At 44.5% G+C, this 4,231-nt stretch carries 3 protein-coding genes and 1 pseudogene; 1 reads left to right on the top strand and 3 read right to left on the bottom strand.

The genetic code is table 11. The features are described 5' to 3' along the window. Positions 1-115 precede the first annotated feature (115 nt). The 3 genes and pseudogenes from AC805_RS03635 to AC805_RS03625 form a co-directional block, all read right to left on the bottom strand. Positions 116-1,270: a PP2C family protein-serine/threonine phosphatase gene (locus tag AC805_RS03635; protein ID WP_055074150.1), complete on the bottom strand. Its 1,155-nt coding sequence runs from the start codon at positions 1,268-1,270 to the stop codon at positions 116-118. A 33-nt stretch (positions 1,271-1,303) separates the two neighbouring features. After that, complete coding sequence (gene psbP, locus AC805_RS03630; RefSeq protein WP_055074149.1) at positions 1,304-1,852, bottom strand: photosystem II reaction center PsbP; 549 nt, start codon at positions 1,850-1,852, stop codon at positions 1,304-1,306. 191 nt (positions 1,853-2,043) lie between these two features. After that, positions 2,044-2,832: pseudogene (locus AC805_RS03625) on the bottom strand (thiazole synthase); the annotation flags it as partial. Between the two features lie 295 nt (positions 2,833-3,127). On the opposite strand from AC805_RS03625, the gene AC805_RS03620 reads away from it, so the two are divergent. After that, positions 3,128-4,075, top strand: coding sequence for a F0F1 ATP synthase subunit gamma (locus AC805_RS03620; RefSeq protein WP_055074148.1), 948 nt, complete (start codon positions 3,128-3,130; stop codon positions 4,073-4,075). Positions 4,076-4,231 lie beyond the last annotated feature (156 nt).

The following is a 4,231-nucleotide window of genomic DNA, read 5'->3' as shown; positions in this document are numbered from 1 at the left end:
TTACAAACCAAAACCCGTAAAGTTGCGCCCCCTACGGGGGCATAACTTTACGGGTTTTGGTAATTTTTGCACAAACACTTATAAAGCAAAAGAGCCGCAAAACGGCTCTTTTGCTTTAAATATGAAACTCAACCTCTAGAAGTGATAAATCATCTTCAAAAGGACGATTATGGGCTGCTTCTTTAACACAGGCTAATATATGCTCGATTCTTGAGGAGCGATCGCTAGGAGTACGAATAAAAGTATCAATGAGGGCATTAAATCCCCAGATGCTATCGTCTTCTTGGGGAATTTCGTAGACACCATCACTAAATAAATACAACCTACTACTCGTATCAATCTCGCATACCTGTTCTTGGTAATTAATATCAGGCATCATACCGATGGGTAGTCCAGCCGTTTTTAATAATTTAATTTTAGGAATTTCCTGATTAGAAATTAATACGGCTGGAGGATGCCCGCCACTGGCATAGATTAATTTGCGTTCTTGCTTGTCATACACCCCATACCAGATCGTGAAATACATCTCATTATGTACAGACATCTGAAAAGTATTATTGAGATCCTGCAATACCTCACTGGGACTGTAGAAATTAGTTGTGTCCTGAGATGTCCTGCTCCGTCTGAGGCTGCGCGTCCGCATTAAATTTAACACGGAAACCGAAAGCAACGCGGAGCCAACCCCATGTCCCGATACATCGAGTAAGTACAGAGCTAAATGATTTTTATCAAGCCAGAAATAATCAAAACTGTCACCCCCAAGCTGGGTAGATGGTAGGAAACTCGACTGAATCGAAATACTGCCTTCGATCGGTGCAGGTAAAAGCGATCGCACATACTGCGAGGCTTGGGACAACTCTTGCTCAATTAAACGCTTTTGCCTTTGGATTTCTTCAGTTGCTTGATAGAGTCTTAGCCCCGCTCTAACCCTTGCGCGTAACTCATTGATCCTTGGCGGTTTACTCAAAAAGTCATCGGCTCCCATTTCCAACCCACGCACCAAGTCGCCCTCTTGGTCTCTCGCTGTCAATAAAATGAGATAGATATGGGACAGTTCGACGCTGCTTTTAATTTGGCGACATACCTCTAACCCGTCAAGGATGGGCATCATCCAATCACAAATAATTAAAGACGGATTTAGCTCTCTAGCTTTGATTAATCCTTCCTCGCCATCCTTTGCTATAACCACGTCATAACCTTGACTCTTGAGAAATCTCTGAAGGGTCATTCTGATCGTTGGATCATCATCAATGATGAGAATTTGCGGCATATTGCTGTACAAAGCTTACAAAGCTATCTGTTGCTATTCGTCGATGGTGAAAGATTTGGCAACTCTAGCAAATAAATCTTTGACTTTATCCCAACGTCTTTCCGAGCTAGAAATGCTGAGGGTGTAGAGGTTACCACGATTGGTGGATACAGTCACGAGATCGTGGCGGGGAGCCCCCTGTGACCGTTCAACTGCATATTCAAAAGTGTAATAGTTGCGATCGCCAGATTCTTTCTGAGTTGCACTGAGAAGTTTGGCTTGGCGACCAGAACCTTCAGGGGCAACTACGCGCTCTTTTAAGCGCAAACCAATTGCTTCAGGATTACCAATTTCTTCAAGGCTTTTGACGGTTTCTAGTTTGCTAATGGCAACAGATACGTTTTCTGAGGGTTCAATGATGTCGTGGAATAGGATATCAATGGCAGAGTTGCCTTTAGTTTCTGTCCAACCATTGGGATATAAAAAACGGTAGCCATCTTTGCTATCGGCAAATGGTACTAGACCACTCGTAGGAGTACTAGCACAACTGGTCAGAAATAAAGCAAATACTACAAGTAAGGTAGAGACGGCGCGTTTGAGCATGATTAAAGAATTTAGTGAAATATTTAGTGAAATAAATAGCAAAAATACTAGAGAATCTTATCAAAAAACAATCCAGCCTAAGTGGTGCTAACTACTTTGTAAGACTTGCCAATACTAGAATACAGTACCTTAGACTCCTCGGTGAGTCTGAGACACACCAAGCCAGAAAAAAAGCGCTTTGCGCTATTTTTCTAGCTCTTGACTAGTCCTGTCAGGGGGGAACTAGCACTAGCATAGGGTTTGACAGGGATGCGACCAGACAAATAAGCTGCACGACCTGCCTCAGTTGCCATCCCCATTGCCCGTCCCATCGCGACAGGATTGCTAGCACAGGCGATCGCCGTATTTACCAATAAAGCTGATGCCCCTAACTCCATGGCTGCGGCTGCTTCACTGGGTACACCGATACCAGCATCGACCACCACAGGAACCTTAGCTTCTTCAATGATGATGGAAATATTGGCAGCATTGTTCAGCCCTTGCCCCGAACCAATGGGAGAACCTAGGGGCATCACTGTGACGCAACCTATTTCTTCAAGGGTTTTCGCCAAACGGGGATCGGCATTGATATAGGGCAATACAGCGAACCCTTCTTTCACTAATTGCTCGGCTGCTTTGCAAGTGCCAAGAGGATCGGGCAGCAAATATTTCAGATCGGGAATTACTTCGAGCTTGACAAAATTATTATCTTCTTGCCCCAAAATTTTAGCCATCTCGCGCCCCAGTCTTGCTACACGTACCGCTTCATCGGCGGTCTGGCAGCCAGCCGTATTCGGTAAAAGCCAATATTTGCTCCAGTCAATTGCCTCGGCAAGTCCTTCATGTCCAGCGGCATTGGTCTGGACGCGCCGCACGGCTACGGTGACAATTTCACAACCACTTGCTGCGATCGCCTGACGCATGACTTCAAAGTTAGAATACTTGCCCGAACCAGTCATGAGCCGCGATCGGAACTTACGTCCCGCAATTTCCAGCATATCTGCCAATAATTCATCAGAATTAGCATCAGTATCAGATATTTGGTTGTTTAGCGTAAAAATTGGGTTAAAAGAAGGGGAGGAGGCGATCATATCGAGGAGTTAAAAGTTGGCTTCTGGATTTGTAGGAGTAAATGCGCTTAAGTGCATTTACTCCTACGATAATCAATTTCAAGGATATATATTAGTTTGCGGTTTGAAGGCGCAATTTTTTATTAAGATACTTAGGATACTTACGTGTCTTCTGTGATATTCCCAATTTTCCATAGTATTCAATAGCAAGTAGCAATTTAGTTTCATGGCTAACCTCAAATCTATCCGCGATCGCATCGGCACTGTTAAGAATACTCGCAAGATTACTGAAGCAATGCGTCTTGTCGCCGCCGCAAAGGTCAGACGCGCCCAGCAACAAGTTCTTGCCACCCGTCCCTTTGCCGACCGCCTCGCTCAAGTTCTATATCGTCTCCAGCAGCGCATCGCTTTTGAGGATGTGAGTCTGCCCCTTCTGGATAAACGTCCTGTTAAAACTGTTGGTCTTCTAGTAATTTCTGGCGATCGCGGTCTTTGTGGTGGCTATAATTCAACTATTATCCGCCGTGCTGAAGCCCGTGCTAGAGAACTAAAGGAACAAGGGCTAAATTACACCTTTATTTTAGTTGGTCGTAAAGCGGTGCAGTATTTTTCCCGCCGCGATCAACCGATCACAGCCAAATTTGCTAACTTAAATCAAATCCCTAACGCAGCGGAAGCCAATGCGATCGGTGATGAAATTACTTCAGCATTTTTAGCAGGTGTAATTGACCGCGTTGAGTTGATTTACACCCGCTTTGTGTCTTTAATTAGCTCGCGTCCAGTAGTCCAAACCCTATTGCCCCTTGAGCCTCAAGGCTTAGAACCTCAAGATGACGAAATTTTCCGCCTAATTACCCGTGGCGGTAAATTCCAAGTTGAACGCGAAAAGCGGGAGATCACTGTTAAGGAATTGCCCAAAGAGTTAATTTTTGAACAAGATCCCGAACAAATTCTCGATGCCCTATTACCTCTTTATCTCAGCAATCAGATTCTCCGTGCTTTGCAAGAATCCGTAGCTAGCGAACTAGCCGCAAGGATGACCGCAATGAACAATGCTAGTGAGAATGCGGGAGACTTGATCAAGGCTTTAACCTTGCAGTACAACAAGGCTCGTCAAGCTGCTATTACTCAAGAAATTTTGGAAGTTGTTGGTGGCGCTGCCGCGTTGACATAATAGCAAAGCTCAAAATGGCTAAGCCATTTTGAGCTTTGTTATAGCTACAGTCACTTGAATTAGGACAAATCAAACCCAAAGAACTAATTGACGGCGCGAAGCGCCGTCAATTAGTTCTTTGGGTTTATGTCCTAGTAAACTTGGCGACAGCTATAT

It is taken from the genome of Pseudanabaena sp. 'Roaring Creek', assembly GCF_001402795.1.
Taxonomy (GTDB): Bacteria; Cyanobacteriota; Cyanobacteriia; order Pseudanabaenales; family Pseudanabaenaceae; genus Pseudanabaena.
Note: the sequence above shows the minus strand (reverse complement) of the source record. Positions and strands in the feature narration are given on the sequence as shown.